This window comes from Pseudomonas sp. 18058 (assembly GCF_902706155.1).
In the GTDB taxonomy this organism is placed as follows: Bacteria; Pseudomonadota; Gammaproteobacteria; order Pseudomonadales; family Pseudomonadaceae; genus Aquipseudomonas; species Aquipseudomonas rustica.
In genome coordinates, this window is sequence record NZ_CACSJY010000002.1 from 1 (window position 1) to 23,338 (window position 23,338).

21 protein-coding genes, 6 tRNA genes and 1 pseudogene are annotated in these 23,338 nt (G+C 59.3%); 16 read left to right on the forward strand and 12 right to left on the reverse strand.

Going from position 1 to position 23,338, the window contains the following annotated elements; genetic code table 11:
* Nucleotides 1–85: 85 nt before the first annotated feature.
* Together GVL50_RS01160 and GVL50_RS01165 are read right to left on the reverse strand one after the other, a co-directional pair.
* Nucleotides 86–1,135, reverse strand: coding sequence for a HAMP domain-containing sensor histidine kinase (locus GVL50_RS01160; protein ID WP_159811472.1), 1,050 nt, complete (start codon nt 1,133–1,135; stop codon nt 86–88).
* Nucleotides 1,135–1,884 carry a response regulator gene (locus GVL50_RS01165; RefSeq protein WP_053122719.1) on the reverse strand — a complete coding sequence of 250 codons (750 nt, stop codon included), beginning with the start codon at nt 1,882–1,884 and terminating at the stop codon, nt 1,135–1,137. The genes GVL50_RS01160 and GVL50_RS01165 overlap by 1 nt, the downstream gene beginning before the upstream one ends.
* Nucleotides 1,885–2,180: 296 nt before the next feature.
* On the opposite strand from GVL50_RS01165, the gene pyrF reads away from it, so the two are divergent.
* Nucleotides 2,181–2,879 carry an orotidine-5'-phosphate decarboxylase gene (pyrF, locus tag GVL50_RS01170; protein ID WP_172680142.1) on the forward strand — a complete coding sequence of 233 codons (699 nt, stop codon included), beginning with the start codon at nt 2,181–2,183 and terminating at the stop codon, nt 2,877–2,879.
* 85 nt (nt 2,880–2,964) lie between these two features.
* Here pyrF and GVL50_RS01175 read toward each other — a convergent pair whose 3' ends face one another.
* Nucleotides 2,965–3,969, reverse strand: a complete 1,005-nt coding sequence (locus tag GVL50_RS01175; protein WP_159811473.1) for an NADP-dependent oxidoreductase — start codon at nt 3,967–3,969, stop codon at nt 2,965–2,967.
* Nucleotides 3,966–4,103 carry a hypothetical protein gene (locus GVL50_RS01180; protein WP_156316174.1) on the reverse strand — a complete coding sequence of 46 codons (138 nt, stop codon included), beginning with the start codon at nt 4,101–4,103 and terminating at the stop codon, nt 3,966–3,968. The genes GVL50_RS01175 and GVL50_RS01180 overlap by 4 nt, the downstream gene beginning before the upstream one ends.
* A 105-nt stretch (nt 4,104–4,208) precedes the next feature.
* On the opposite strand from GVL50_RS01180, the gene GVL50_RS01185 reads away from it, so the two are divergent.
* The 4 genes and pseudogenes from GVL50_RS01185 to GVL50_RS29345 all read left to right on the forward strand — a co-directional run bounded on the left by GVL50_RS01185 (nt 4,209) and on the right by GVL50_RS29345 (nt 8,553).
* Nucleotides 4,209–4,970: an SDR family oxidoreductase gene (locus GVL50_RS01185; RefSeq protein ID WP_159811474.1), complete on the forward strand. Its 762-nt coding sequence runs from the start codon at nt 4,209–4,211 to the stop codon at nt 4,968–4,970.
* A gap of 130 nt (nt 4,971–5,100) precedes the next feature.
* Nucleotides 5,101–6,477 carry a PLP-dependent aminotransferase family protein gene (locus GVL50_RS01190; protein WP_159811475.1) on the forward strand — a complete coding sequence of 459 codons (1,377 nt, stop codon included), beginning with the start codon at nt 5,101–5,103 and terminating at the stop codon, nt 6,475–6,477.
* 990 nt (nt 6,478–7,467) lie between these two features.
* A pseudogene (locus tag GVL50_RS29340) lies at nt 7,468–7,692 on the forward strand (HAMP domain-containing protein); the annotation flags it as partial.
* Entirely contained in the window at nt 7,690–8,553 is an 864-nt protein-coding gene (locus tag GVL50_RS29345) for a methyl-accepting chemotaxis protein (protein ID WP_371925884.1), read from the forward strand. The pseudogene GVL50_RS29340 and the gene GVL50_RS29345, both read left to right, overlap by 3 nt.
* Nucleotides 8,554–9,143: 590 nt before the next feature.
* Here the strand turns inward: GVL50_RS29345 and GVL50_RS01200 are convergent.
* A complete protein-coding gene (locus GVL50_RS01200) occupies nt 9,144–9,902 on the reverse strand; it encodes a hypothetical protein (RefSeq protein ID WP_053122697.1) in 759 nt (252 codons plus the stop codon).
* A gap of 383 nt (nt 9,903–10,285) precedes the next feature.
* On the opposite strand from GVL50_RS01200, the gene GVL50_RS01205 reads away from it, so the two are divergent.
* The 6 genes from GVL50_RS01205 to GVL50_RS01230 all read left to right on the forward strand — a co-directional run bounded on the left by GVL50_RS01205 (nt 10,286) and on the right by GVL50_RS01230 (nt 10,909).
* Nucleotides 10,286–10,361: transfer RNA gene (locus tag GVL50_RS01205), tRNA-Glu, on the forward strand.
* Between the two features lie 2 nt (nt 10,362–10,363).
* Nucleotides 10,364–10,439 (forward strand) — tRNA-Gly (locus GVL50_RS01210).
* A gap of 104 nt (nt 10,440–10,543) precedes the next feature.
* Nucleotides 10,544–10,619, forward strand: a tRNA-Glu gene (locus GVL50_RS01215).
* 3 nt (nt 10,620–10,622) lie between these two features.
* Nucleotides 10,623–10,698, forward strand: a tRNA-Gly gene (locus GVL50_RS01220).
* A gap of 57 nt (nt 10,699–10,755) precedes the next feature.
* A tRNA-Glu gene (locus GVL50_RS01225) sits at nt 10,756–10,831 on the forward strand.
* Between the two features lie 2 nt (nt 10,832–10,833).
* Nucleotides 10,834–10,909, forward strand: a tRNA-Gly gene (locus GVL50_RS01230).
* 102 nt (nt 10,910–11,011) lie between these two features.
* Here the strand turns inward: GVL50_RS01230 and GVL50_RS01235 are convergent.
* The 4 genes from GVL50_RS01235 to GVL50_RS01250 all read right to left on the reverse strand — a co-directional run bounded on the left by GVL50_RS01235 (nt 11,012) and on the right by GVL50_RS01250 (nt 15,064).
* Nucleotides 11,012–12,751 (reverse strand): dipeptidase, encoded by a 1,740-nt coding sequence (locus GVL50_RS01235; RefSeq protein WP_159811477.1) that lies wholly within the window; start codon nt 12,749–12,751, stop codon nt 11,012–11,014.
* A 184-nt stretch (nt 12,752–12,935) separates the two neighbouring features.
* On the reverse strand, nt 12,936–13,574 hold the full coding sequence (locus GVL50_RS01240) for a LysE family translocator (protein WP_159811478.1): 639 nt from the start codon (nt 13,572–13,574) through the stop codon (nt 12,936–12,938).
* A gap of 1 nt (nt 13,575) precedes the next feature.
* Nucleotides 13,576–14,346, reverse strand: coding sequence for a 2OG-Fe(II) oxygenase (locus GVL50_RS01245; RefSeq protein ID WP_159811479.1), 771 nt, complete (start codon nt 14,344–14,346; stop codon nt 13,576–13,578).
* A gap of 91 nt (nt 14,347–14,437) precedes the next feature.
* Nucleotides 14,438–15,064: an alanyl-tRNA editing protein gene (locus tag GVL50_RS01250; RefSeq protein WP_159811480.1), complete on the reverse strand. Its 627-nt coding sequence runs from the start codon at nt 15,062–15,064 to the stop codon at nt 14,438–14,440.
* Between the two features lie 88 nt (nt 15,065–15,152).
* Here GVL50_RS01250 and GVL50_RS01255 point away from each other — a divergent pair, with 88 nt between their 5' ends.
* Complete coding sequence (locus GVL50_RS01255; protein WP_053122682.1) at nt 15,153–16,151, forward strand: LysR family transcriptional regulator; 999 nt, start codon at nt 15,153–15,155, stop codon at nt 16,149–16,151.
* Between the two features lie 88 nt (nt 16,152–16,239).
* Here the strand turns inward: GVL50_RS01255 and GVL50_RS01260 are convergent, their stop codons facing one another.
* Both GVL50_RS01260 and GVL50_RS01265 read right to left on the reverse strand, forming a co-directional pair.
* Nucleotides 16,240–16,647, reverse strand: coding sequence for a PA2817 family protein (locus GVL50_RS01260; RefSeq protein ID WP_053122680.1), 408 nt, complete (start codon nt 16,645–16,647; stop codon nt 16,240–16,242).
* 74 nt (nt 16,648–16,721) lie between these two features.
* Nucleotides 16,722–19,166 carry an acyl-CoA dehydrogenase gene (locus tag GVL50_RS01265; protein ID WP_159811481.1) on the reverse strand — a complete coding sequence of 815 codons (2,445 nt, stop codon included), beginning with the start codon at nt 19,164–19,166 and terminating at the stop codon, nt 16,722–16,724.
* A gap of 249 nt (nt 19,167–19,415) precedes the next feature.
* Between GVL50_RS01265 and GVL50_RS01270 the strand changes: the two genes are divergently transcribed.
* The 4 genes from GVL50_RS01270 (at nt 19,416) to GVL50_RS01285 (ending at nt 22,574) form a co-directional block, all read left to right on the forward strand.
* Nucleotides 19,416–20,075: a transglutaminase family protein gene (locus GVL50_RS01270; protein WP_159811482.1), complete on the forward strand. Its 660-nt coding sequence runs from the start codon at nt 19,416–19,418 to the stop codon at nt 20,073–20,075.
* A 43-nt stretch (nt 20,076–20,118) separates the two neighbouring features.
* A complete protein-coding gene (locus GVL50_RS01275) occupies nt 20,119–20,742 on the forward strand; it encodes a glutathione S-transferase family protein (RefSeq protein WP_159811483.1) in 624 nt (207 codons plus the stop codon).
* A 123-nt stretch (nt 20,743–20,865) separates the two neighbouring features.
* A complete protein-coding gene (locus GVL50_RS01280; protein ID WP_053122667.1) occupies nt 20,866–21,798 on the forward strand; it encodes an ABC transporter ATP-binding protein in 933 nt (310 codons plus the stop codon).
* Nucleotides 21,795–22,574 carry an ABC transporter permease gene (locus GVL50_RS01285; RefSeq protein ID WP_053122664.1) on the forward strand — a complete coding sequence of 260 codons (780 nt, stop codon included), beginning with the start codon at nt 21,795–21,797 and terminating at the stop codon, nt 22,572–22,574. The genes GVL50_RS01280 and GVL50_RS01285 overlap by 4 nt, the downstream gene beginning before the upstream one ends.
* A gap of 156 nt (nt 22,575–22,730) precedes the next feature.
* On the opposite strand, the gene GVL50_RS01290 is transcribed toward GVL50_RS01285, so the two are convergent.
* Entirely contained in the window at nt 22,731–23,249 is a 519-nt protein-coding gene (locus GVL50_RS01290; protein ID WP_053122655.1) for a DUF2062 domain-containing protein, read from the reverse strand.
* Nucleotides 23,250–23,338: the final 89 nt, after the last annotated feature.

Consider the following 23,338-nt stretch of genomic DNA (forward strand, 5'->3'; position numbering starts at 1 on the left):
CGAAAGCGGCGTGTCAGCCAGCAATGATTTGACTGACCCACCGCATTCGCGAGCAAGCCCGCTCCCACAAGGGGATGGTGGTGTTTTAGGGGCGGGGCAGGCGGATGATGGCGGTGAGGCCGCCGCCCGGGGTTTCTTCCAGATTCAGCTGTCCGCCCAGACGCTGCGCGGCTTCGCGGGCGATGGTCATGCCGAGGCCGACGCCGCCGGAGTTGCGGTTGCGTGAGCCTTCCAGTCGGTAGAACGGTTCAAACACCGCTTCACGTTTGTCGGCAGCGATGCCCGGGCCGTGGTCGATCACGTGAATCAGCAGTTGTTCACGCTGATCCTGCAGTTCGATCCGCGCCTGCCCGGCATAGCGCAACGCGTTGTTCATCAGGTTGTTGAGGCACGAGCGCAGCGCCATCGGTTGCACCGGCAGCGGTGCGCAATGACCGTTGACCTGCACGTCGGCGCCCTGATCCTCGGCGTTTTCGCACAACGATTCGACCAGCGCCTGCACGTCCATCAACTGCAAGGCTTCGCTGGTGCGCTGTTCGTGCAGGTAGGTGAGGGTGGCGTCGAGCATGCCGATCATGTCGTCGAGATCCTGACGCATCTGGCCTTGCAGCTTTTCATCGCTGATGTTTTCCAGGCGCAGTTTCAGGCGTGACAGCGGCGTGCGCAGGTCGTGGGAAACGGCGCCGAGCATGCGCGCGCGTTGCTGCACCTGTTCGCGGATGCGCTGTTGCATCAGGTTGAAGGTGTGCGCCGCTTGCCGGGCTTCTTTCGGGCCGGATTCGTCGAGCGGCGGGCTGTCGAGGTTTTCGCTGAGGCGTTCGGCGGCGTCGCTCAGGCGCTGGATCGGTCGGGTCAGCAGTTTGGCGCCGTACCATGCGGCGATCATCAGCGAGATGAACTGAAACGTCAGCGGCACCAACGGCCCGCCAAACCATGGGCGCGGTGGACGCGGTTCGAAGCGCGGATCCATCGGCGGACGCTGGCCGTCGACGCCCTCGGAAAATTCCGGCGGTGGCGGCGGAGGCGGCGGGCCGTAGTGGTGGAACCAGGCAAACGCCAGCAAGTGCGCCAGGACAATCGCCACGAACAGCATGCCAAACAGGCGGCCGAACAGCGTGTCGAAGCGCGCTCGCATCAGCCGATGTCCCGCGCGTCGAACAGGTAACCCTCACCGCGCACGGTTTTGATCAACTGCGGGGCTTTCGGATCGTCGCCGAGTTTTTGTCGCAGGCGCGACACCAGCAAATCGATGCTGCGGTCGAACGCTTCGATCGAGCGACCGCGCGCGGCGTCGAGCAATTGTTCGCGGCTGAGCACTCTGCGCGGGCGTTCGATAAACACCCAGAGCAAGCGGAATTCGGCGTTGGACAGCGGCACCACGAGGCCATCATCGGCGATCAACTGGCGCAGGACGCTGTTCAGGCGCCAGTTGTCAAAGCGAATGTTCGCACGCTGTTCGGTACGGTCGTCGCGCACGCGGCGCAGAATCGTCTGAATGCGCGCCACCAGTTCGCGCGGTTCGAACGGCTTGGCCATGTAGTCATCGGCGCCGAGTTCGAGGCCGATGATGCGGTCGGTCGGCTCGCAACGGGCGGTGAGCATCAGGATCGGGATGTCCGATTCGCTGCGCAGCCAGCGGCACAGCGACAAACCGTCTTCGCCGGGCAGCATCAGGTCGAGCACCACCACGTCGAAATGTTCGGCCTGCATCGCCAAACGCATCGCCGCGCCATCGGTCACGCCGCTGGCGTGGATGTTGAAACGCGCAAGGTAGTCGATCATTAGCTCGCGGATCGGCACATCGTCGTCGACGATCAGCGCGCGAATGCTCCAGCGTTTATCGTCTTTGGGCTCATCGGTCGCGGTCATTTGGGTGTTGTGCATGAGGCTGTTCGTCTGCCAGGTAGGCCGCCAACCACAAAGATGGGCTGCGAGGTAGTGGTTTCAGCATAGGCGTCCGGCCGTGAGGCGGGAAGTGCTGATGTAAGGACGTGTTGCGGCTGGCGAGGCTAGCGCGGGCGCTTGTTGCTGGCGTGTCGGCTGTGTATCGGAGTCGACACAATAGCAGCGAGCGCTATGCTGATCACGGTTGGCGCGACGATTTACCGATCATCGGGTGCCGCGCCGCCGCCGGTTCCGCTACAATGCGCGCCGATTTCGTCCTGCCTGAGAGCCCATTCATGTCCGCCTGCCAGACTCCTATCATCGTCGCCCTGGATTTTCCCACCCGTGACGCCGCACTGAAGCTGGCCGACCAGTTGGACCCGAAACTGTGCCGGGTCAAAGTGGGCAAGGAATTGTTCACCAGCTGTGCCGCAGAAATCGTCGGCACCCTGCGTGACAAGGGTTTTGAGGTATTCCTCGACCTGAAATTCCACGACATTCCCAACACCACCGCGATGGCCGTGAAAGCCGCTGCCGAGATGGGTGTGTGGATGGTCAACGTGCATTGCTCCGGCGGTATGCGCATGATGGCTGCTTGCCGTGAAGTGCTCGACAAGCGCACGGGCCCGCAACCATTGCTGATCGGCGTGACCGTGCTGACCTCGATGGAGCGAGAAGATTTGGCCGGTATCGGTCTGGACATCGAGCCGCAAGAGCAAGTGCTGCGTCTGGCTGCACTGGCCGAGAAGGCTGGCATGGACGGTCTGGTGTGCTCGGCGCTGGAAGCCACGGCGCTGAAAACCGCGCACCCGTCGCTGCAACTGGTAACCCCGGGGATTCGTCCTGCGGGCAGCGCGCAAGACGATCAGCGCCGCATTCTGACCCCGCGTCAGGCGCTGGATGCCGGTTCCGACTATCTGGTGATTGGCCGTCCGATCAGCCAGGCGGCGGATCCGGCTCAGGCGCTGGCTTCGGTTGTAGCCGAAATCGCCTAAAAGATCGCAGCCTTCGGCAGCTCCTACAGGGCTATGTAAACACCTGTAGGAGCTGCGGCACGCTGCGATCTTTTGATCTTCTGCTTTAAACCTTCAATACCAACTTGCCAAAGTTCTCGCCGCTGAACAATTTCATCAGCGTCTCTGGAAACGTCTCCAGACCTTCGACGATATCTTCCTTGCTCTTGAGCTGCCCCTTGGCCATCCAGCCGGCCATTTCCTGCGCCGCGCTCGCGTATTGCGCCGCGTAGTCCATCACCACAAAACCTTCCATCCGCGCGCGGTTAACCAGCAGCGACAGGTAATTGGCCGGGCCTTTGACCGCCTCTTTATTGTTGTACTGGCTGATCGCGCCGCAAATCACCACCCGCGCTTTCAGGTTCAGTCGGCTCAATACCGCGTCGAGAATGTCACCGCCAACGTTATCGAAATATACGTCCACGCCTTTCGGGCATTCGCGTTTGAGCCCGGCGATCACGTCTTCGTTTTTGTAATCGATGGCGCCGTCGAAACCCAGCTCATCAATGAGGAATTTGCACTTGTCTGCGCCACCGGCGATGCCCACCACGCGGCAACCTTTGATCTTGGCGATCTGCCCGGCAATGCTGCCCACCGCGCCGGCCGCGCCGGACAACACCACGGTGTCGCCAGCCTTCGGCGCGCCGACATCCAGCAAAGCGAAATAGGCGGTCATGCCGGTCATGCCCAGCGCTGACAGATACACCGGCAGCGGGGCCAGTTTCGGGTCGACCTTGTAGAAACCTCTTGGCTCGCCAAGGAAATAATCCTGCACGCCAATGGCACCGTTAACGTAGTCGCCGACGGCAAATCCCGGATTATTCGAGGCGACGACTTTTCCCACGCCCAATGCGCGCATAACCTCACCGATGCCGACCGGCGGGATGTAGGACTTGCCTTCATTCATCCAGCCACGCATGGCCGGGTCGAGGGACAGGTATTCGTTCTTGACCAGAATCTGGCCCGCCGCCGGCTCGCCGACCGGTACTTCCTGATAGGTGAAAGTCTCGCGGGTGGCTGCGCCCACCGGGCGTTTGGCGAGTAGGAACTGGCGATTGGTCTGGTTGGTCATGGCAGGCACTCGAACGGAATGAAGCCTTGTTGATAGACCTTCATGGCCGATGCCGCAAGGTTGGCTGATGCGGCGAATGCACGTCGATCCAGTGCAGTGATGATCACCGGGCCGGTTTTATCACTGCAACGCATGGGTGCCTAAACAGCCACTGGATAGTGCTGACGCCCGGCCAACCGCTGTGGCTATGCTGCAACGCTAAGCATTCCCCCTGCATCTATGCGTTCGAGGACATAACAATGAGCATGACGTTTTCCGGTCAGGTTGTCGTAGTCACAGGCGCGGCCAACGGCATCGGCCGTGCGACCGCCCAGGCATTCGCCGCCGAAGGCTTGAAAGTGGTGGTCGCCGATCTGGATACCGCAGGGGGCGAGGGCACCGTGGCGCTGATTCGTACAGCCGGCGGCGAAGCGACCTTCGTCCGTTGTAACGTGACCGTCGAGAGCGAAGTGAAAAATCTGATGGACGAGGTGATCAATACCTACGGCCGTCTCGACTATGCCTTCAACAATGCCGGGATCGAAATCGAGAAGGGCAAGCTGGCTGAGGGCTCGATGGACGAGTTCGACGCGATCATCGGCGTCAATGTCAAAGGCGTCTGGCTGTGCATGAAGTATCAGTTGCCATTGCTGCTGGCGCAGGGCGGCGGGGCGATCGTCAACACCGCGTCGGTGGCCGGTCTTGGCGCAGCGCCGAAGATGAGCATCTACGCGGCGTCGAAACACGCAGTGATCGGCCTGACCAAATCGGCGGCCATCGAATACGCCAAGAAGAAAATCCGCGTCAACGCCGTGTGCCCGGCGGTGATCGACACCGACATGTTCCGTCGCGCCTACGAGGCCGACCCGAAGAAAGGCGAGTTTGCCAACGCCATGCACCCGGTCGGCCGCATCGGCAAGGTCGAGGAAATCGCCAGCGCGGTGTTGTACCTGTGCAGCGACGGTGCGGCGTTCACCACCGGTCATTCGCTGGCAGTAGATGGCGGAGTGACCGCGTTCTGAACCTGCTCCCTCGCCCAGCAATGTGTATCAAATAGTTAGATCGAGCGCTTTTGTCGGCTTTGTCGCACAGCCTCCTGACGGCGGCTGTGATTTACTGCGGCCAGCAAAACGGACAGGAGTTTGTGCGCTCATGGAATTGAGAATCGACCGACAGGCATTGGTGCCAGTGGTGCAGCAAATCGTTGATGGAATGACGGAGTGGGTCGCGCAGAGTGGCGTCGCGCCCGCCACTCGTTTGCCCTCGGTTCGGCAAATTGCCCGGGGCAACTTGCTCAGCCAGTCCTGTGTGACCGAGGCCTGCGAGCGGCTGGTCGCGCAGGGGATTCTGGCTTCATGCCAAGGCACGGGGTTCATGGTGGCCGCATCACCCAAGACGCTGTGCGGACAGGGCGAGGGCGAGGCTGGTTGCAGTGGCTTCTACGGCGCTGCTGGCGGACTGAAACTGGGCAGCGGCGGCTTGCCCGAGAGCTGGCGCGAGTCCGATGACTTGAGCTATGCGATCCGCGAGGTCGCCCGCACGGACATGGCCAGCCTGTTCAACTACAGCAGCGCGGCAGGCCTTCCGGCGCTGCGCGAGCAGATCGTCAAACGCCTGAAAATATTCAATATCGATGCGCCTGCAGAGCAATTGCTCACCACGGCGGGTGCCAGCCATGCACTGGATTTGATCGTCCGCACGCTGTTACAAGCGGGAGATTGCGTGGTCGTGGAAACACCCGGATACGCGCCACTGTTCAATCTGCTGCGCTTGAACGGAGTGAACATGATCGAGGTGCGCCGCACGCCGACCGGGCCTGATCTCGACGCGCTTGAAAGGTTGCTGGGTGAATTTCGCCCGGTGGCGATGTTCATCAACAGTCATCACCACAATCCCACGGGTACCAGCCTGACAGCGGCCGCGGCTCAGCAGGTTTTGTACTTGTGCAGGCTGCATGATGTGCGCCTGATCGAAGACGATGTCTACGCCGACCTACACACTGGCAACGGTACTCGGCTGGCGGCGCTGGATGAACGGGTGATTTACGTCGGCAGTTTTTCGAAAACCCTGAGCAGTTCATTACGGGTCGGTTTCGTCCTCGCCGAACCTGAAGTGATTGCCCGTCTGGCGCAAGTGAAGATGATCAGCAGCATGGGCGCCTCGAGCTTCAGTGAGGCGGTTGTGGCAAGCCTCATGGCCAGCGGCGCTTATCGAAAACTGGTGCAGCGCCAGCGCCAGCGCCTGAATACCGATCGCACCGCCGCATTGCAGTTGCTGGAAGACGCCGATTGGGAGGTGTTCGGCAAGCCTACGGGCGGATTGTTCATTTGGGCGCGGGCCCCGCAGACCGATGATGTTCGGTTGTGTCGCCAGGCTCAGCGCAGTGGTGTGTTGCTGTCGGCGTCCAGTGTGTTCAGTCCGAGTGGCGAAAGCAGCGACTGGCAGCGGATCAATGTGGCGCATGCCTGTGATCCGCGCGCGCGGCAGTTTTTTCGCAACACTTGTGCGGATCGACCTCGAGTGTCCTGAAAACGACGCGGACGTAGCTTTTTGCCATTATTCCGACGCCAGAGACTTGTGCTGCCTGTTGGCCGTTGCGACTCTGCGTTCACAGACTTTGGCAGGGGATTAAGCGCAATGATTTCGGCCGTGCAAGGACGTTTTGCCAACCTCGGTATGGCAAAAAAACTGGGTATCGGATTTGCACTGGTGCTGCTGTTGACCGCGTTGGTCGCGGCGATTGGCGTCTGGTCTCTGCAAACCATCAGTCAGCGTTTTGATGGGCTCAAACAGATGTCATCGCTCAATAGCGGTCTGCTCGATGTGCGGCTGCTGGAGCAGGAATATGCGTTGCGCGGCAATCCGAAAACCGCCGATGCCTTGCGTGAAGGCGTCGATGGACTGATTGCTCAAGCCAACGCGCTCAAGGCGCAATCAGCGGCCAACGTGCCGGTGATGAACGATGTCGTGCAATCGCTGGAGGCCTATCGCAAGGCCTTCGATGAATTTGTTTCGCTGACCCAGACCAAGGATCTGGCACTGGAGATGGCCAGTTGGTCGGTGTCCAGCGTCGCCAATAACCTCGATGTGTTGCAGGCCGGGTTGGCGGACGACGGCGCCTATACCTTGAAAGAGTCCGAGGGCAAGGACGGTGCGCAATTCATCGAGCAAGCCAGTCAGGTCAGTCAGGTGTCGCGGCTGATGTTGCAGGCGATGAACGAGGCACGGGTTCGTCTGGATCAAAGTCGCAAGGGCGATGCCGATGGTGCCGACAAAGGCAATATCGAGCAGGCTGCGCAAGCTCAGGCGCAGGCCGAGGCGCTGAAGTCCACGGTCAAGGACGAGGGTTATCTGACGGTGCTCAATGAAGTATCGGGGCACATCGCCGGTTTCAACGAGAAGCTGGCGGAGTACACCGGTTTGCTGGCGCAGGAAAAAACCGTCTACGGCCAATTGCATCAGCGGGCCGCGCAAGTGGTGGAACGGGTCAATCAGGCGTACGTCGCTGAAGACGGCGCGATGCAGGCTGAGCTGAAGAAGAATTCGCTGCTGATTATTGCGTCGTCGGCGTTGGCGCTGTTGGTCGGGTTGATTGCGGCGTGGGTGATCACGCGGTTGATCGTTGCGCCGTTGCGCAGTGTGATTCAGGTGGCGCAGCAGATTGCGGCGGGGGACTTGAGTGCGACGGTGCCGGTGACGCGTCGTGATGAAATTGGCCAGTTGATGCTGGCGATGCAGCAGATGGGCGCGGGGTTGAGCACGATTGTCAGCGGGTTGCAGGCGGGTATCGAACAGTTGGCGAGTTCGGCGCAATCGCTGTCGGCAGTGACTGAGCAGACCAATCTTGAGGTCAGCAGTCAGAAGGAGGAAACCGAGCAGGTTGCCACCGCGATGAATCAGATGACGGCGACGGTGCATGATGTTGCGCGCAATGCCGAAGAAGCGGCGTTGGCGGCGCAGACCGCAGACAGCAAGGTCGAAAGTGGTCAGCGGGTGGTGCGGCAGAGCATGGCGCGGATCGAGCAGTTGGCGGATTCGGCGACGTCGGCGAGTTCCAGCATCGAGAGCCTGAGTGCCGAGATTCAGAATATCGGCACGGTGCTGGGGGTGATCAAGAGCGTGGCCGAGCAGACCAATCTGTTGGCGTTGAACGCGGCGATCGAGGCGGCGCGCGCCGGGGAGCAGGGCAGGGGTTTTGCGGTGGTGGCGGATGAGGTGCGTGCGTTGGCGCGGCGTACGCAGCAGTCGACCGAGGAGATTGAGCGATTGGTCAGTGCGTTGCGGGCGGCGGCGCATTCGTCGGTGCAGCAGATTCAGAGCAGTGGTGAGTTGGTGAAGCTGGCGGTGAGTGATGCGCTGCAGACGGAGAGTGCGTTGGGGAGTATTGCGGCGGCGGTGTCGTTGATTCAGCAGATGAATCAGCAGATTGCGGCGGCGGCGGAGGAGCAGAGTTCGGTGGCGGAGGAGATTAATCGCAGTGTGACGAGTATTCGTGCGAGTGCGGATCAGTCTTCGTTGGCTATGCGGGGGAATGCGGCTTCTAGTGTGGAGCTGGCGCAGTTGGGGGTTGGGTTGCGGGGGATGGTTGGGCATTTTCGGCTTTGACGCTTTTGGTGTGGCTTGGCGGCCTTTGGGCCGACCATGTTCTTGGGGTTTTGGGTGTATATCCGGTTCTTCGGGGGTTGCGGCTGGCGGTTTCGCTCTTACAGCGACTCCCTTTGGCAGACGCCCCAAAGGAAGCAAAAGTCTGGGCCCCGCCGTTCGGCCCGCTCGCTGGGGCTCGGGGTTCCTTCGTTACGGGATTCATCCGGGGGCATCGCCTCCGGTTTGCTTCGCTGCACCTCCTCTCGATGTGTTTGGCTGCGCCAAACGTCGCTGCGCTCCTACCCCCGGATAAACCCCTCCACTCAGCCTTCCGAAGGGGCCAGCACGGCAAGATCAAAAGCTGCAGCCGAGCTTGCGCTCATCCTGTGTAGGAGCTGCCGAAGGCTGCGATCTTTTGATCTTGCTTTTGATTTTGTAGGAGCAGAGCTTGCTCGCGAAGGCGGCCTGACAGTCAACCATGCTCTGTCTGATCCAACACCATCCAACTGTGAAAGCTAGCCTGCTAGCGATGGCGATTTCCCACCACCCAATCCCCATCCATCACCCACAAAAAAGCCACCTCCCGGTGGCTTCTCTCGCTACTTCTTCAATCAGTCGTAAATCACTTTCTTCTTCCAGTCCGCATCCGCCTCTACATCTTTCAAACCTGTGGTCAGTTGGTTCTCTTCACCTTCCACGGGTGCAATTTTGTCCATGACCTGGGCGTTGGCGCGGGCGAGCAGTTTTTCCAGGTATTGCAGTTGTTCGGCGTAGGCCTGCGGGTCTTGTTGTTTGCGCAGGTATTGCACGCCGCGCTCGAAGGCGAGGCGGGCTTGGCCGGGTTGGTTTTGTTGCAGGGATTGTTGGCCGAGGTTGTTGAAGAATTCGATGTGCAGCAGTACGAGGATGTGGCGGACTTCGCGGATCCACTGTTTGGCTTCGTTCGGTGGCAGGAAGCCGTCGTGGGCGGCGCGGGTGATTTGGCCGTGCAGGGCTTCAAGCAGGAAGCGCACGTCTTTGGCTTTGGCTTCGGTCAGGATCGGTGCCGGCGGGTTGTTGACCGGGATCGATTCGCCCTGGGCGACCAGTGCGCTGAGTTCGCTGATGCGCGCTTTGGTGGTGGCACTGGTTTTTTCCAGGTTGAGCAGGCGCTGGCAGACGTTGAGTTCCAGTCGGGTCAGCAACAGTTTCAGCGCAGGGGTCATGAACTGGCCGGGAAAGGTCTCGGTCAGTTCGCCGCAACGGCGCAGGCGGTCGTTGAGTTCGACCTTGGTGCGGGCCTTCTCCAGTTTGTTGTTTTCCACCACATGGTTCATGTAGCCAATGGCGATCAGAATTGCGATCCCGGCTACGACTAGCAGGGTGATCATGAGTGGTGTCACCGGTAAGACCTCTTTATAGGGTTCACTTGCGAGTTCAGTGGCTCGGCATTCAGCTGGCTGCCGCTGCTCGACACGTTGGATCGGTAGCTTCTGTCTATATCGGCCACGCACTGCTTAGATAAATGCTGGCGCGGTAAGCGCATATGGCCATCACTGTGCGGTGGACTATAACGCCTTGGCGAGTGGCGGAATATAGGCGTCAATCGTCGGGCGACGGAAAAGCCTGATTGACTTGGTAAAGCAGGTCGAAGTCATTGATTTAAATAAATTTATATCAAGGGGTTGACGACCCCTTAATCCATCCATAGAATGCGCGCCACTTACAGCGTAAAGCACACAGCGAAACGCGGTAGGGAGTGAAGTTGTAGCGTGTCCCCTTCGTCTAGTGGCCTAGGACACCGCCCTTTCACGGCGGTAACAGGGGTTCGAGTCCCCTAGGGGACGCCATTGCGGGAATAGCTCAGTTGGTAGAGCACGACCTTGCCAAGGTCGGGGTCGCGAGTTCGAGTCTCGTTTCCCGCTCCATTTTTAAACAGCAGTGCTTTCGGGCGGTGCTGAGTGAAACCAGAACCAAGTCTTCGGATGCGGATCTGGACACCGAAACACACACCATGTGTTCCGGGTAGCGTGTCCCCTTCGTCTAGTGGCCTAGGACACCGCCCTTTCACGGCGGTAACAGGGGTTCGAGTCCCCTAGGGGACGCCATTTGCGGGAATAGCTCAGTTGGTAGAGCACGACCTTGCCAAGGTCGGGGTCGCGAGTTCGAGTCTCGTTTCCCGCTCCAAATTCTAGAAACGCCGCTCAGTGAGCGGCGTTTTTATTAGTGAAAGTTGTAGCCTGTGTCCCCTTCGTCTAGTGGCCTAGGACACCGCCCTTTCACGGCGGTAACAGGGGGTCGAGTCCCCTAGGGGACGCCATTGCGGGAATAGCTCAGTTGGTAGAGCACGACCTTGCCAAGGTCGGGGTCGCGAGTTCGAGTCTCGTTTCCCGCTCCATATTCAACAAAAACGCCGATCAGTGATGATCGGCGTTTTTGTTTGTGCGCGATTTGTCGCGGCCCAAAAAAAAGGACCTTTACGGTCCTTTTTTTGTTTCCGTCAGAGCTTCGGCAATTGCCCGATGCGCCCCATCATTTCGGTGACGATCTGCAGATCCAGCAAGAACTGGTCAACAGTCTTGAATTCGCCATCGGTGTGCCCGGTGTATTTCACCTCGGGACGCGCCAGACCAAACTGCACGCCATTCGGCAATTCATGCACCGACGTCGCGCCGGCAGAGGTGCCGAACTCGTGCTTCATGCCAAGGTTTTCCGTCGACACTGCCAGCAATGCCTTGACCCATTCGCCTTCCGGATTGCGGTACATCGGTTCGGCGATCGAGTAATCGAACGTCACGGCGACGTGGGTTTTCTTCGTCCACGCGCTCAGCTTGTCAGCGATTTCAGCCTTGAGTTTTTCTGGCGATTTACCCTTCGGCACGCGCAGATTGACTGCCAGTTTGAAGGCTTTGTCGTTCTCACCAACGTAGGTCAAAGAAGTGGTCAGCGGGCCCATGAAACTGTCGGCGAAACCGACCTTCAAGGTGTTGCCCAAGTAATCCAGGCCCCAGTTGTCAGCGGCATAACGCGCGGCGTCGGTGAACTGGTTGTGCTTGAGGGCGACTTTGCCGTTCAGGCTATTGATGAACACCAACATGCGCGCCACCGGGTTCACGCCGGACTCTGGCTCGGAGGAGTGCGCAGAAACACCGGTCACCGTCAGTTTGACGTCTTTGCCGTCAACCTTGGCCGTCACTTCGAAGTTGCCGCCGTTGTTTTTGGCGAACTCATTGCCGGCCTTTTGCAGACTCGCCGCCAGTTCGGCAGGTTTGTCCGTCACCAACGTCACGACGGAGGCCGATGGAATCTGGTTGGTCGCCAGGCCGCCGGTCATCGAAGTGATTTCGGCGCCTTTGCCTTCAGCTTTGCGCTTGGCGAAGTTGGCCATCACGGTGCCGTAACCTTTCTCGGCAATTACCACCGGGTAACCGCCATCCAGCGCCATGTTGTAGGCCGGCGTCGGGTTGTGTTCGAAGTAGTAAGGGATCGCGTCGCCGGTGGTCTCTTCGGTGGTGTCGACCAACAGCTTGAAGTTGCGTGCCAGTGGCAGCTTTTCTTCTTTGATGACTTTCATCGCGTACATGGCGACGACGATGCCGTTCTTGTCATCCTCGGTGCCGCGACCGTACATGCGATCGCCGATCAGCGTGACTTTGAACGGATCGAGTTTGGTGCCGTCCTTGAGCACCCAGTTTTCCGGAGTGACCGGCACCACGTCGGCGTGCGCGTGAATGCCGACGACTTCATCGCCCTGGCCTTCCAGCGAAATCTCGTAAACGCGGTTATCGACGTTGCGGAAATTCAGGTTGAAAGACTCGGCCAGGCTCTTGATTTTGGCGGCGATCTTGATGAACTCAGGGTTGTCGTGCTGTGCCACACCTTCCTTCTGGAAGGTCGGAATCTCGACCAGTTCGCGCAGGGTTTCCAGCGCGGCTTTGCCGTACTTCACGCGCGTATAGATGCCTAGCAGACGATGAATCTCGTTCTGCTGCTCAGCGTTCAGGGTTTTGTTGTCGAGGAAAGCGCTGATGGCCGGGCCGAGGTTGTCGGTTTTAGCGATGTCGCTTTTGGCCAGACTGCCCAGAAACTCGCGAAAATCCGTGACGGTTTTGGCGTCGAAGGATTTCAGGATGACCGCGCTCTGCTCTGGGGTGATGTTGGCTTGAGCGGCAGTGGTGAACGAGGCGAGGCTGGCCAGCATCAGGGTAGCGGCGGCCAGTTGCTTGAGGGAAAAGTCCATTACGGAGGCATTCCTTTGCAGGCGGTTAATGAGATGTTGCCGACGGGTGTGTCAGAAACATTTCGCAAACTAACACTGCAAGCACCTGCCGTGGGAGGCTCTAAACGGGATGTGTCGCACAGAACTGCAAAAGAGGCGCACAAATGAAAAAGTCCCGGTAGGCATCGCCGGGACTTTTTTTGCATTACATGGAGAGCATCAAGCGCCCGGCGAACAGAATCAAAATCACCCCCATGCTGCGTTCGAACCAGTGCCCCATGCGCATAAACAGTACGCGCACTTTGTTGCTGGAGAAGAACAGCGCGACGATGACAAACCACAGCGCGTTTACAAAACACATCCACAAACCATAGAAGGCCTGGATTTGCAGGGGCGTGCTGGCGCTGATGATCGTGGTGAAGATCGCCAGGAAAAACAGGGTTGCTTTGGGATTGGTCGCATTGGTCAGAAAACCGGTGCTGAACGCTTTGAACAAAGACTGTTCCACCAGTGGTTCCTCGGCCGCTTTTTCCCCTTCCAGCGCTGTCTTCGGTTTGCTCCGAATCAGGCTGACACCGAGGTACAAAATGTAAGCACCGCCAACCACTTTGGCCACGGTCAGCAACCACGGCGTGGTGTGCATCAGCGCGCCGACCCCAAGCAACGTGTACAAAACGTGCACGGAAATCCCCGCACCGATGCCCAGCGCTGTGCAGATTCCCACCAGTCGCCCGAAGCGCACGCTCTGGCGGATGGTCACCGCGAAATCAGGGCCGGGAGCGACCACGGCAAGGAAGTGAATGGTGGCCAGCGCCAGAAACTCGCCCAGGTAATTCGAATACATCTCAGCTCCAGAAAGTCAGGGGTGAAGCATTGCCGCGATAGCCGACAAAGAAGGAAAGGCTCAAACGCGGATCGGCCACGCCCGGGGTCACCGAGTGCATGCAGCGCGAATTGAACATGATGAAATCGCCGGGTTCGGGGCGTACCTCAAGGGCTGGGTGGCCTAACAGCGCCGGGTCGATGCCGTAGCTGTCGCCGCGCATTTCGTCGAACTGATCCGGCGTGATGTCGTCGTCCCACATCTGCAATGCGCCGCCCTCGGTGGGCATGTTCAGGTATACGTTGCAGGCAAATTGCGCATCGAGGCTGCGCGCCTGAAAACTGTCCGGGGCGTCCTTGGCGAAAATGTCGTGGTGGGCGAGAAAGCACACGCCGGGCTTCACCACGCGCGACAGGCCGACGTACATTTTGCGTCCGTAAAGGTTTTCCAGATGCGCACCGGCCGGCCAGGATTCGTCGAGCATGCAGCGCAAGGTGTCGACCGGCGAGGAGTAGGGCGCGCAGCGATGGCGTAGTTCGGCGATGTTGCGGGTGGCGAGTTCGAAGTAGTCCTCGATCAGCATCGGCTGATTTTCTGCCTCGTAAAACGCCATGCCGATTCGGCCGATACTCGGCGCGTTGATGTAGCCCTCATAGCCCGGGGCGAGAATCTTGTCGCCAATTTCGATCGCCAGCGGCTTGGGCAAAAAGCCTTTGACGCGGATGGCGAGGACTTCTTCGTTGGCCAGTTTTTTTATGCACGTCTCATCGAGACGCTCGACGTCTAGCATCATTTTATTTTAGGTCCATCTATCGATAGTCAACGGAACCGGCGAGTGCGGTTCCACGGCGTCGGGCGCTGCGTGGCGGCAGCGCCCGAAATGCTCAATCCACGCTGTAGTGGACGGACAGCGTGCCCTTCTTCTGCGAGAGGGACGCGATCGTGACTGTGCCCAGATCCTTCAGGCTACGTACATGGGTGCCGCCGCAGCCGTAGGCTGGCAGCTCACCGAAACTGATTTCCCGCGCGCCTTCGCGCAGCGAGGTGAGGCGTGGCAGATCATGTTCGATCCACTGGCCGACGCCGTATTGAACGGTCTCGGCATCGACTTCCTGAGCGACATCGCTCGGTTTGAATTGCACTCGGCCTTCGTCCGGCCAGTGATGCGCCTTGATCGGTGTCCAGCCCATGGCTTGAATGAAATGGCCGATCAGGTGACCGGCCGAATGCATGCGTGTGTTGAAGCGACGGCGATCTTCGTCGACGCGGATACAGGTCATGCCGAGCGGTACCGGGCGATCAACGAAATGCACGATGCGCTCTGGCTCCTGCACCACGCGCAGCACCTGGCTTTCGCCGATCCAGCCGGTATCGCAAGGCTGACCACCGCCCTGCGGGTGAAACAGGGTGGCACGGAGCACCACCGCATATTCGTTTTCGTGGGGTGTGCAGTCGAGGACTTCCACGTTGGCCTTGAGGTCATCACTGTGGAAAAACAGGCGAAGCGTCATGTTTCAGGCCTTATTAAAGTTCTGTTTTTATTATATGAATCGTGCAATAACGTGATAATCCATCCAAACATCAAAGGACTTGTGCGCTGTGAGCATCAATCTGCCGCTACCGCTGCTCGGTGAAATGGCGATTTTCGTCAAGGTCGTGGAGACCGGCAGCTTTTCTGAAGCGGCTCGCCAACTGGGCTCTTCGCCGTCGGCGGTCAGTCGCAGCATCTCGCGGTTGGAGAAAGCCCTGGCCACGCGCTTGTTGCAGCGCACCACGCGCAAACTGCGCCTGAGCGATGGCGGCGAAGAAGTGTTCAAGCGCTGTCAGGAGATGGTCAGCGCGGCCAAGTCGGTGATGGAAATCAGCGGCCAGTTCACCCACGAAGCGGAAGGGTTGGTGCGCGTCAGCGTGCCGAAAGCGGTGGGGCGCTTCGTGATTCATCCGCACATGCCGGAGTTTCTGCGGCGCTATCCCAAAGTCGATGTCGAGTTATTGCTGGAAGATCGGCAGGTCGATCTGATCGACGATCATGTTGATTTGGCCATCCGCATCACCGATCGGCCGCCGGCGGGGTTGGTCGGAAGGCAATTGCTGACCATCGACCATATGCTCTGCGCCACGCCACAATACCTCGCCGAGCACGGCACACCCACGCATCCGCATGACTTGCTCAATCACAGTTGTATTTATCTGGGCGAAACCCCGAGCGATGCGCGCTGGAAATTCAAGAAGGGCAGCAAAGCGGTGACGGTCGGGGTGCGCGGTCGCTATGCCGCCAATCACACTGGCGTGCGACTGGGCGCAGTGTTGCAGCACATCGGCATTGGCAGCCTGCCGTACTTCACTGCGCGTTATGCGTTGGAGCAGAAGTTGGTGGTGCAGGTGTTGCCGGACTGGACGTTCCTGGCTTCGTATCACGGTGGGCTGTGGTTACTGCATTCGCCGACGCGGTATCTGCCGCCGAAGCTGCGGGTGCTTATCGATTTTCTGGTGGAGTGTCTGGAGAAGGAACCGACCCTGAGCAAGCCGGGGAAGGTAGGCAATGCGAGTAACGCCGCGATGGCGTATGAACTGCCTGAAAGTGAGGGATTGCTTTAACGCAAAAGCAAATAATCGCAGCCTTCAGCAGTTCCCTGTAGGAGCTGCCGAAGGCTGCGATCTTTTGATCTTCAACCAATCTATTTGATCAGTGCTTGCTGTCCTGAGCAGACATCGCCAGCAACTGCTTTTCCTGATTCCAGTCGAACGGTTCGTCGTTCTGTTCAGCTTCGAAACGACGTTCTTCCAGCGCCTGATACAAGTCGATTTCTTCATCGGCCAAGTAATGCAGGCAGTCACCGGCGAAGAACCACAGCAGATCCCGCGGAATCAGGTGAGCTATTTGCGGATAACGGCTAATCACTTGAGTCAGGATGTCCTGGCCCAGGTATTGGCTTTCGATCGGATCGATCGGCAACGAAGCGAGCAGTTCGTCAAAACGCTCCAGAAACAAGGCATGGCTTTCTTCGGGAACCTGTTCGGCCTCACCTACGGCGACCAGGATACTGCGCAGGTGGTCGAGCAACACAAGATGATCGGCAACGACGTTGGACACGAGATAAGTCCTCAAGAGCAAAACGGGCGCGGGAGTATAAAGCTCCTGCGCCCGCTTGGACATGGGTCTCAGGATCAGCGGACTTTGCCCTCTGCCTGTTTCAGCTCCTCTTTGTCGAAATCATCGACATCGATCACCTTGCGTCGCGCCGCTTCGGCATCACGCAGGCTCTGCGCTTCCACCGCTTGCAGTACGCCGGCCTCCAGTGCCGCGTCGATCGCGTGTTCGCCGGCGACCGGTTTGACCTGGCCGCTTTTCAGCGACGCATGCAGCTTTTTATGCAGCGGTTGCGCAGCCGTCAGCAGATCGCTGGCGTGTTGCAGCGCACCGACCGCATCGTCCGGCGATTGCGGGCGGTAGCAGCCGGCAAGCAATTCTTCCAGCGCCGGATCGCCTTTCGCCCGACCAATCACGCCAGCCACTTCGGCACCAAGTTTGTCCGACGGGCCTTTGTGACGACGGCCAAACGGGAAGACGATGACGCGCAGCAGGCAACCGAAGACTTTGTTCGGGAAGTTGCGCAGCAACTCATCCATGGCCCGCTCCGCCTGGCCGAGGCTTTCTTCCATCGCCCAGCGGAACAGCGGCTCCATGTACGCCGGCGAATCCAGATCGTGATAACGCTTGAGCGCAGCCGAAGCCAGATACAAGTTGCTCAACACATCGCCCAGTCGCGCCGACAGACGCTCGCGGCGTTTCAGCTCACCGCCGAGCAGCATCATGCTGAAGTCGGCAAGCATCGCGAACGCGGCTGCCTGACGGTTAAGCGCGCGGAAATAGCCTTGGCTGATCTTGTCGCCCGGCGCATGTTCGAAGTGGCCGAAACCAAGGTTCAGCACCAGTGTGCTGGCGGCGTTGCTCACGGCAAAACCGATGTGCTTGAGCAGCAGGCCGTCGAACTCTTTCAGCGCCTGATCCTTGTCCTCGCGGCCAGCGAGGGCCATTTCCTTGAGCACGAACGGATGGCAGCGAATCGCGCCCTGACCGAAGATCATCAGGTTGCGCGACAGGATGTTCGCGCCTTCCACGGTGATGAAGATCGGCGCACCGTTCCAGCTGCGCCCAAGGTAGTTGTTCGGGCCCATGATAATCGCCTTGCCGCCGTGGACATCCATGGCGTGGCTGATGCATTCGCGGCCGCGTTCGGTGAGGTGGTACTTGAGGATCGCCGACAGCACCGACGGTTTCTCACCCAAATCCACCGCGTTGGCGGTGAGCATCCGCGCCGCGTCCATCATCCACGCGTTACCGCCGATGCGCGCCATCGCTTCCTGAATACCTTCGAACGCCGACAGCGGCACGTTGAACTGCTCACGAATCTGCGCGTACTGGCCGGTGACCAGACTGGTGAATTTCGCCGCACCGGTACCCACCGCTGGCAAAGAGATCGAACGGCCGACCGACAGGCAGTTCATCAGCATCATCCAGCCTTTGCCGAGCATCTCCTGACCGCCGATAAGGAAGTCCAGCGGGATGAACACGTCTTTGCCCGAGTTCGGGCCGTTCATGAACGCCGCGCCCAGTGGCAGGTGACGACGGCCGATTTCGACGCCGTCGGTGTCGGTCGGAATCAGCGCCAGGCTGATGCCGAGGTCTTCCTTGTCGCCGAGCAAGTGCTCTGGGTCATAGGCTTTGAATGCGAGGCCAAGCAGTGTCGCCACCGGCCCGAGGGTGATGTAGCGTTTTTCCCAGTTCAGGCGCAGACCAATGACTTCCTGACCTTCCCACTGACCTTTGCAGATAATCCCGGTGTCGGGCATTGCGCCGGCATCGGAACCGGCGAGCGGGCCGGTGAGGGCGAAGCATGGAATGTCGTCGCCACGGGCCAGGCGTGGCAGGTAGTGATTGCGTTGTTCGTCGGTGCCGTAATGCAGCAACAGTTCGGCCGGGCCGAGAGAGTTGGGCACCATCACGGTGGAGGCGAGGTCGCCGCTGCGGGTCGCGAGTTTCATCGCCACTTGCGAGTGGGCGTAAGCCGAGAAGCCTTTACCGCCAAATTCTTTCGGAATGATCAGGGCAAAAAAGCCGTGTTCCTTGATGTGCGTCCAGGCTTCCGGCGGCAAGTCCATCGACTGGCCGATCTGCCAGTCAGTGACCATCGCACACAGCTCTTCGGTCGGGCCATCGATGAAGGCTTGTTCTTCTTCGGTCAGTTGCACCTTGGGATAGGCCAGCAGTTTGTCCCAGTCCGGACGGCCGCTGAACAGCTCACCATCCCACCACACGGTGCCGGCATCGATCGCGTCGCGCTCGGTCTGCGACATCGGCGGCAGGGTTTTCTGGAACCAGTTGAACAGCGGCGCGGTGAAATGTTTGCGGCGCAGGTCAGGCAGCAGCAACGGCGCGGCGACCACCGCCAGCAGCACCCAGAACACCAGCAGCAGCCAGCCCGATGCGTGACTGAAAATGCCCATTGCCAATAAGTAGACGGCAACGATGCCCAACGCGGGCAGCGGGGCGATACGCCGGTGGGCGATATACGCCACGCCGACAATCAAAACCAATATCCACAACAGCATATTTCAGTCCTCCGTGAACCAAGGCAAATCGACCCTCCAGAGCTTAGACCGCATCTGCAAAACCGGGTGGTCAGACCAAGGTGATTGAAATCGTGGGAAACCCCGGATGGTGTTCGTAGGTTCGGTGGGCAACACGTGTGGGAAATCGTTCGGTGATCCCGCGTCTTTGCGTCCAAGTTTGGCCGAAACGTCGTTATCTCTGTGCTTGAGCTGTCGCTAGACTCCAGTTTCATCAAGGAGATTGTCGTCATGCACGAATATCTGAGTCCCGGCCGCTTCACCGATAGTGACCACCCGGCGGTGGTGGAGTTCGCTGAACGACACCGGGGTGCCAGCCGCGACCCGGTCGAGCAGGCGATCAATCTTTATTACGCCGTGCGCGAAGCGGTGCGCTACAACCCTTACACCTTCAGCCGTGATCCGCAAACCCTGCGTGGCAGCTATGCATTGGCGGCGGGGGAGAGTTATTGCGTGCCCAAAGCCACGCTGCTCGCCGGTTGCGCGCGGCATTGCGGGATCCCCGCGCGGATCGGTCTGGCAGACGTGAAGAATCATTTATCGACGCCACGTCTGCTCGAATTGCTGAAAAGCGACATGTTCGCCATGCACGGCTACACCGAGTTTTTCCTCAACGATCGTTGGGTAAAGGCCACACCGGCGTTCAACCAGAAACTCTGCGAACTGTTCAACGTCGCGCCGCTGGAGTTCGACGGCATCACCGACAGTGTTTTCCACCCGTACAACCGTGATGGCGCGCAGTTGATGGAGTACCTGGTCGATCACGGCCAGTTCACCGATGTGCCGGAAACCTTCTTCTTCGAACACCTGGAAAAATGCTATCCGCACCTGTTCGGCGATCAGCAGCCACAACTGTTGGGCGACATGCACAACGATGTAAGCCGCGTCTGATCCGGCGTATGCTGGCCGCCCACTCATTTGAAAAGAGGCGGTCATGCTGAAGATCTGGGGACGGAAAAACTCATCGAATGTCAGGAAGCCATTGTGGGCTGCCGAGGAACTCGGTCTGGCTTACGAGGCGATCGATGCCGGGGGCGCGTTCGGTGTGGTCGACACGCCGGAGTACCGGGCGATGAACCCGAACGGTCGCGTGCCGGTGATCGAAGACGACGGTTTCGTGCTGTGGGAATCCAACGCCATCGTGCGCTATCTGCTGGGCAAACATGCGCCGAACAGCACTTGGTATTCGGCCGATCCGCAAGCCCGCGCCCTCGCAGACAAGTGGATGGACTGGACGACCTCGAGTTTTGCCGGGCCGTTCCGCACGGTGTTCTGGGGCGTCTTGCGCACCCCGGCGGACAAGCAGGACTGGCCTGCGATCAACGCCGCGATCAAGGAATGCAGCGAGTTGCTGAGCATGGCCGACGAGGCGCTGGTCAGCCAACCGTACCTGTCCGGAAAAGACATCGGCATGGGCGATATTCCACTGGGCAGTTTCATTTATGCCTGGTTCGAAATGCCCATCGAACGCGCCCCGCAACCGCATCTGCAAGCCTGGTATGAGCGCCTGAAGCAGCGTCCGGCCTACAAAAAAGCAGTCATGACCGCGTTGACTTAATACCTACTATCGACACACTTGACTGTACTTGTACGGCGGCGGCAAGCACCATTGCGCACTTGCGCTGCGGTTCGATCCTTCGCCGCCGTCTCCTTTTTCCCTTCAATGGTGCGTAAATCAGATATGAGTTCCGCTCTGTCCATCCGGCAGCTAACCAAAACCTACGGCAACGGGTTCCAGGCCTTGAGTGGTATCGATCTGGACGTCGCCGAAGGTGACTTTTTCGCCTTGCTCGGCCCCAACGGTGCCGGCAAATCCACGACCATCGGCATTCTCTCGACCCTGGTCAACAAGACCAGCGGCAGCGTGAATATCTTCGGACATGACCTCGACAAGAATCCTGCGCAGCTCAAGCGCTCGATCGGCGTGGTGCCGCAGGAATTCAACTTCAATCAGTTTGAGAAGACCTTCGACATCGTCGTCACTCAGGCCGGTTACTACGGCATTCCGGCGAAGATCGCCAAGGAACGCGCCGAGCAGTACCTGACGCAACTGGGCTTGTGGGACAAGCGCGATGTGCCGTCGCGTTCGCTGTCCGGCGGCATGAAGCGCCGTTTGATGATCGCCCGCGCGCTGGTGCACGAACCGCGTCTGCTGATCCTCGATGAACCGACCGCAGGCGTCGACATCGAGTTGCGCCGCTCGATGTGGACGTTCCTCACCGAACTGAACCAGAAAGGCATCACCATCATCCTCACCACGCATTATCTGGAGGAGGCTGAGCAGCTGTGCCGCAACATCGGCATTATCGACCACGGCACCATCGTCGAGAACACCAGCATGAAACAGCTGCTGGGCCAGTTGCACGTGGAAACCTTCTTGCTCGATCTGAAAAACGACTTGAGCGTCACGCCGCAATTGCTCGGCTATCCGGCGCGGTTGATCGACAGTCATACCCTGGAAGTCCAGGTCGACAAATCCATGGGCATTACGGCGTTGTTCACTCAATTGGCGCAGCAGAACATCGAAGTGCTGAGCCTGCGCAACAAAACCAATCGCCTTGAGGAGCTGTTCGTGTCCCTGGTGGAGAAAAATCTGTCGAAGGTGGCGGTATGAGTTCCGAGTTACGTCCCAACCTCGTCGCCCTCAACACCATCGTTTATCGCGAGGTCCGACGCTTCACGCGGATCTGGCCGCAGACCCTGCTGCCGCCGGCGATCACCATGGTTTTGTACTTTGTGATCTTCGGTAACCTGATCGGTCGACAGATCGGCGACATGGGTGGCTTCACCTACATGCAGTACATCGTGCCGGGGCTGATCATGATGTCGGTGATCACCAACTCCTACGGCAACGTGGTGTCGAGTTTCTTTGGCAGCAAGTTCCAGCGCTCCATTGAAGAACTGATGGTGTCGCCGGTGTCGCCGCACACGATCCTGATCGGCTATACCTGCGGCGGCGTGCTGCGCGGCTTGATGGTCGGCGTGATCGTGACGATTCTGTCGATGTTCTTCACCGATTTGCAGGTGCATCACCTCGGCGTGACGATTTTGGTGGTGGTACTGACGGCGACGATTTTCTCGCTGCTGGGCTTTATCAACGCTGTATTCGCGCGCAACTTCGATGATATTTCGATCATTCCGACGTTCGTGCTGACGCCGCTGACCTACCTGGGCGGCGTGTTCTACTCGATCACCTTGCTGCCGCCGTTCTGGCAGACCGTATCGCTGGCCAACCCGGTGCTGCACATGGTCAACGCCTTCCGTTACGGCATTCTCGGTGTGTCCGACATAAAGATCGGCATCGCCATCACCTTCATGCTGGTGGCGACGGTGGTGCTGTACCTCGGTTGTGCGCGGTTGCTGGTGAGTGGACGCGGGATGCGTACCTGATCCGAGACCGCGTCTACCGCTTCGCGAGCAAGCCCGCTCCCACACTGGATCTCTGTTACGACGCAGACCCCATGTGGGAGCGGGCTTGCTCGCGAAGGCGTCAGTCCAGATAACACAAAACAAAAACGGCCTCCCATCGCGGAGGCCGTTTTGCATTCAGGATTTGCGACTTTTCTTGCGCCGCGCCCACTGCCGCGCCACCCACCAGCGCCAATACATCATCACCAGAAAGTAGGCGAGGGCACCGAGCACCAGCCCCACCACCACCGATCCCAGCAAAAACGGCTGCCACAACGTCGACAACTCACCGCTGATCCATTCCCAGGTCAGCTCATCGGGCAGATGCCGGGCGGGCACATCCATCAGCCACGCCCCGGCTTGATAGGTGCAGAAAAACACCGCCGGCATGGTGATCGGATTGGTCAGCCAGACCAGACTCACCGCAATCGGCATATTGCCGCGCACCATGACGGCAAGCGCAGCAGCCACCAGCATCTGCGCCGGTATCGGCAGGAAAGCGGCAAACAATCCGACCGCCATCGCCCGCGCGACCGAGTGGCGATTGAGGTGCCAGAGGTTCGGGTCATGCAGCAACTTGCCGAGAAAGCGTAAGGATTTGTGTTCCCTGATGCTCGTCGGGTCGGGCATGTAACGTTTGAATAAGCGCCGGGGCATAAGGCTTCTCGGTCGGTTAAGGCGGCAAGTATGTCTGGATTCGATGAACCGCCCATTCAGACTTTGTGACAATTGTTGACGGCGCGAGT

What these genes read in the sequence shown, in the direction of transcription:
- GVL50_RS01160 (WP_159811472.1), bottom strand. Translation starts at nt 1,135, where the DNA reads ATGCGAGCGCGCTTCGACACGCTGTTCGGCCGCCTGTTTGGCATGCTG.
- GVL50_RS01165 (WP_053122719.1), bottom strand. Translation starts at nt 1,884, where the DNA reads ATGCACAACACCCAAATGACCGCGACCGATGAGCCCAAAGACGATAAA.
- pyrF (WP_172680142.1), top strand. Translation starts at nt 2,181, where the DNA reads ATGTCCGCCTGCCAGACTCCTATCATCGTCGCCCTGGATTTTCCCACC.
- GVL50_RS01175 (WP_159811473.1), bottom strand. Translation starts at nt 3,969, where the DNA reads ATGACCAACCAGACCAATCGCCAGTTCCTACTCGCCAAACGCCCGGTG.
- GVL50_RS01180 (WP_156316174.1), bottom strand. Translation starts at nt 4,103, where the DNA reads ATGCGTTGCAGTGATAAAACCGGCCCGGTGATCATCACTGCACTGGAT.
- GVL50_RS01185 (WP_159811474.1), top strand. Translation starts at nt 4,209, where the DNA reads ATGAGCATGACGTTTTCCGGTCAGGTTGTCGTAGTCACAGGCGCGGCC.
- GVL50_RS01190 (WP_159811475.1), top strand. Translation starts at nt 5,101, where the DNA reads ATGGAATTGAGAATCGACCGACAGGCATTGGTGCCAGTGGTGCAGCAA.
- GVL50_RS29345 (WP_371925884.1), top strand. Translation starts at nt 7,690, where the DNA reads ATGGGCGCGGGGTTGAGCACGATTGTCAGCGGGTTGCAGGCGGGTATC.
- GVL50_RS01200 (WP_053122697.1), bottom strand. Translation starts at nt 9,902, where the DNA reads ATGATCACCCTGCTAGTCGTAGCCGGGATCGCAATTCTGATCGCCATT.
- GVL50_RS01235 (WP_159811477.1), bottom strand. Translation starts at nt 12,751, where the DNA reads ATGGACTTTTCCCTCAAGCAACTGGCCGCCGCTACCCTGATGCTGGCC.
- GVL50_RS01240 (WP_159811478.1), bottom strand. Translation starts at nt 13,574, where the DNA reads ATGTATTCGAATTACCTGGGCGAGTTTCTGGCGCTGGCCACCATTCAC.
- GVL50_RS01245 (WP_159811479.1), bottom strand. Translation starts at nt 14,346, where the DNA reads ATGATGCTAGACGTCGAGCGTCTCGATGAGACGTGCATAAAAAAACTG.
- GVL50_RS01250 (WP_159811480.1), bottom strand. Translation starts at nt 15,064, where the DNA reads ATGACGCTTCGCCTGTTTTTCCACAGTGATGACCTCAAGGCCAACGTG.
- GVL50_RS01265 (WP_159811481.1), bottom strand. Translation starts at nt 19,166, where the DNA reads ATGCTGTTGTGGATATTGGTTTTGATTGTCGGCGTGGCGTATATCGCC.
- GVL50_RS01270 (WP_159811482.1), top strand. Translation starts at nt 19,416, where the DNA reads ATGCACGAATATCTGAGTCCCGGCCGCTTCACCGATAGTGACCACCCG.
- GVL50_RS01275 (WP_159811483.1), top strand. Translation starts at nt 20,119, where the DNA reads ATGCTGAAGATCTGGGGACGGAAAAACTCATCGAATGTCAGGAAGCCA.
- GVL50_RS01280 (WP_053122667.1), top strand. Translation starts at nt 20,866, where the DNA reads ATGAGTTCCGCTCTGTCCATCCGGCAGCTAACCAAAACCTACGGCAAC.
- GVL50_RS01285 (WP_053122664.1), top strand. Translation starts at nt 21,795, where the DNA reads ATGAGTTCCGAGTTACGTCCCAACCTCGTCGCCCTCAACACCATCGTT.
- GVL50_RS01290 (WP_053122655.1), bottom strand. Translation starts at nt 23,249, where the DNA reads ATGCCCCGGCGCTTATTCAAACGTTACATGCCCGACCCGACGAGCATC.